Source organism: Photobacterium sp. OFAV2-7 (assembly GCF_022347985.1).
In the GTDB taxonomy this organism is placed as follows: Bacteria; Pseudomonadota; Gammaproteobacteria; order Enterobacterales; family Vibrionaceae; genus Photobacterium.
In genome coordinates this window covers 1-3,608 of sequence record NZ_JAKRFQ010000530.1, presented here as the reverse complement: position 1 = coordinate 3,608, position 3,608 = coordinate 1, and the positions used below count along the sequence as shown (strand labels likewise).

Annotated in this window: 3 protein-coding genes and 1 pseudogene; 2 read left to right on the top strand and 2 right to left on the bottom strand. The window is 51.1% G+C overall.

Features of this window, described 5'->3' with window-relative positions; genetic code table 11:
* Both MHN01_RS20335 and MHN01_RS20330 read left to right on the top strand, forming a co-directional pair.
* The coding region (locus MHN01_RS20335) for a glycoside hydrolase family 1 protein (protein WP_239413077.1) at positions 1-993 on the top strand (993 nt) is incomplete at its 5' end.
* Between the two features lie 124 nt (positions 994-1,117).
* Positions 1,118-2,122, top strand: a complete 1,005-nt coding sequence (locus MHN01_RS20330) for a LacI family DNA-binding transcriptional regulator (protein ID WP_239413075.1) — start codon at positions 1,118-1,120, stop codon at positions 2,120-2,122.
* Positions 2,123-2,345: 223 nt separating this feature from the next.
* On the opposite strand, the gene MHN01_RS20325 is transcribed toward MHN01_RS20330, so the two are convergent.
* Positions 2,346-3,221 carry an alanyl-tRNA editing protein gene (locus MHN01_RS20325; RefSeq protein WP_239413073.1) on the bottom strand — a complete coding sequence of 292 codons (876 nt, stop codon included), beginning with the start codon at positions 3,219-3,221 and terminating at the stop codon, positions 2,346-2,348.
* Between the two features lie 130 nt (positions 3,222-3,351).
* Positions 3,352-3,608: pseudogene (locus tag MHN01_RS20320) on the bottom strand (ribosome biogenesis GTPase Der); the annotation flags it as partial.

The following is a 3,608-nucleotide window of genomic DNA, read 5'->3' as shown; positions in this document are numbered from 1 at the left end:
CAATATGCCCGTTTATGCTACGAGGCATTCGGTGACCGCGTCGATCTGTGGTCAACCTTCAATGAAACACTGATCTTTATCGGTATGGGCTACTTTACCGGCGCCCACCCTCCGGGCCTGACCGATCCCAAGCGTGGTATCCAAGCCTGTCATCACGTATTTATTGCCCATGCCAAGGCCGTCAGGTTATTCCGCCACTATCAGGCACAAGGCCGCGTGCCGGTCAACGCTCAAATTGGCTTTGTCAACGTCATGCAACCCCATGACCCGATCACCAATAGCCCGGAAGATGTCGCCGCCAGCAAGATGGCCGATGATCTGCTGACCCACTGGCTCTATGATCCGGTGCTCAAGGGAGAGTATCCGCCGCACATCCTAAACATGGCACAGCTGACCTGGGGCGTTCCCGAGTTTGCTCCCGAAGATGAAGCCCTGCTCAAGGACAATATCTGCGACTTTATCGGGGTCAATTACTACAAACGCGAATGGGTGGCAGCCAACCCAGATACCGACAACACCCAAATTAATACCACGGGGCAAAAAGGGTCAGGGCAAGAATTTGGCTTCAAAGGACTGTTCAAGTTCGTCCGTAATCCCGAGTCAACCTATACCGACTGGGATTGGGAAATTTATCCACAAGGACTGTGCATCGGAATGATGCGACTGAAAGAGCGCTATGGTGATATTCCGTTTTATATCACCGAAAACGGCCTGGGCGCCAAGGACCCAATCATTAACGGTGAGGTCGTCGATGACCCGCGTATCGATTACCTATCCAGCCATATTGCTGCCGCTGAAGACGCTATCAAGCAGGGTATCGATGTACGCGGTTACTATCCGTGGTCTTTTATTGATCTGCTGAGCTGGCTGAACGGTTACCAAAAACAATATGGTTTCGTCTATGTTGATCGTGAAAACGGCCTGTCCCGTCAGCGCAAAAAATCATTCTTCTGGTATCAGGAAGTGATTAAGTCGAATGGTGTCACACGCTAACGGCGTGTATCAACGACAATTCCTTGTTGATCCGAAGAGGGATCATGCCCGACAATACGTCTCTCGCGCATTGCTCGGGCTTTTACCTTTTCAGTCAGGCATTATTTCAGGAACAGATTCCCCCATGGCAACGATTAACGATGTATGCAAGCTTGCCGGTGTGTCCAAAGCCACGGTTTCCCGCGTACTCAACAACACCGGGCAAGTCAAGAAATCCACCGCCGACGCCGTATATCAAGCTATGGAAACCCTCGGCTACAAACCCAACAGCCTAGCCCGTGCACTGGCAACCAACTGTACCAATACATTAGGTCTGGTGGTTTCAGCATTTGAAGGGGCTTATTTCAGCGGCCTGATGCGCAAGGCATCGGAAACCAGTACCAGTGCAGCCAAGCAGTTGCTGATCATGGACGGCGGCCACAGCGCGGAGTCTGAAGAGCTTGCGATCAGCAGCCTGCTCGAACGCAAGGTTGATTCGATTATCCTCTACACCCGGAAAATGCCAGCCGAGAGCCTGAAACGGCTGATGGAGACGCTGCCGGTTCCGCTAGTTGTCATCAACCAGATGGTGGAAGGTTATGAGGAGCGCTGTATCTGTTTCGACCAATACAAGGCAGCCTGCCAGGCGACAGAGTTCCTGATTGCCAAAGCTCACCACAATATTGCCTGTATCAGCGGCCCTGAAGACTCGGTTAACTCCGGCCTGCGTCTGCAGGGCTTCAAAGACACACTGGCCAGGCACCAGCTCGATCACTGCGGGATATACCACGGCGACTATTACACCGAGAGTGGCTATCGTGGCTGTCAGGAATTGCTAGCCAGTGGGCACGTTTTCAGCGCAATATTTACTGCCAACGACGGCATGGCAATGGGAGCAATCCGAGCACTGCACGAAGCTGGCATTAAGGTTCCGGAGGAGGTTTCGGTGATGGGTTTTGACAACGATCCAGCCGGTCCGTTCTTAATACCTAGCCTCTCCAGCGTTATGCTTCCGGTAGAGGCCATGGCGCAAGCTGCGGTCGAACAGACGCTGTTACTGTTAAAAGGTGAAAAGATCAGCGCTATCGCGTTATTTTCTGGCAGCTTGATCGTGCGTGAATCTGTTGATCAACCTAAAAAGCCATCGTGATCAGCGATCAGGTACCAAAAGAATATTTATCAATACACATCCCGAAAGCATAAGTTACATGTTCTGTTTTTGGATTTTAAACGATATATATATCTTATCGTTTCGCTATATACGAGAAGATCAAGTAAGAAATAAAATCTCTTGCTATCGTTCAGCTGACAATTGACTGTATCAGGCAACGGGACATCAACACTGTGCTGCCTGATACATCCCCAGGCGCTGGTTATCCTGCTGTTTTGGTGACCATAATCAGTTCTTGTTCACTAACCAACTGAAATTCAACAGCAATTTTACTATAATCGGCCAGTGAGCCAATGTGTGTTCCGCCGCAGGGAATTTCAATCAGCACACCACCTTCGAGCTCGCACTGCCAGTACCGCGAGTCTGTCAGCGCCTTCCCTTCACAACGCATCACCACAGCCGCACCGGCCTGACGCCATATTTCCAGCTGCTGATTGATCCTGGTCTCGACTTCATCCAGGCGTTGCAGTAGATCTGCACTGTTCAACCCACGTTTACGCAGTGTTTTTCCTAACCGGTAGGTATCTGTACTGCAGTCTTCCGACACCCGACTCTCGGTTTGCGCATAGCTATGAAAGTCGTAATGCCCCATTTCATCCTTACGCGAGGCATCTTTGCGCCAAAAGTCATGATGCAACACCTTATTCAGTGCCAGTGACGAAAGGTGTCCCCCACTATGACCTCGGCTCAGAGCCTGTTGGCGGACTTTGTCGACATCCAGCTCTACCAGTGAACCGGCAGCCAGCTCCAGAGCATGTTCGGTATGATGCACCACAACAAAGACCCAACCCTCGGTATCACGTTTTACAGGAATATCCTTACCGACAAACAGGTTCCCGCTTGCCAGCTCGACGGCGCCGGTATAACAACCGGCAACCTCATAACAGTGGTCGTTAATCACCACCGATCCATGATCAGCAGGGTGATCTGGCCATATGTGGCTGACAGGGTGAAAAGGCGTCTTATCAGTTACCAGCCAACTTCCTCCACATTCGGCCGGGATACATAACTGAACTTCAGCCCGGGCTTGCCATTGCGGCTGGGCAAATAGCACCTGGGTCGGGGTAACAACTGACATCTTCTTTCCTTTGCAACTACATTGATGCAGGCATTGTATACCAATATGCAAACACATAAAAAAACCCAGCCTCAGGCTGGGTTTATCAATCTTGTCAGCAATAAAAATCGCTTCTTGGCAACGGCCGGAATTACTTGTCCCGGTTCTTGATGGCGCTGGTCAGACGCTTGCGCTGACGCTCCTGAGACACCGTCAGTTTTTGCTTCTTGCCTTCAAACGGGTTGTCGCTGCTCTGGAACTGAATGCGGATCGGCGTCCCCATCATCTCCAGTGACTTGCGGTAGTAGTTCATCAGGTAGCGCTTGTAAGAACCCGGCAGCTCATTCACCAGGTTACCGTGGATCACAATGATCGGAGGGTTGTAACCACCGGCGTGAGCATATTTCA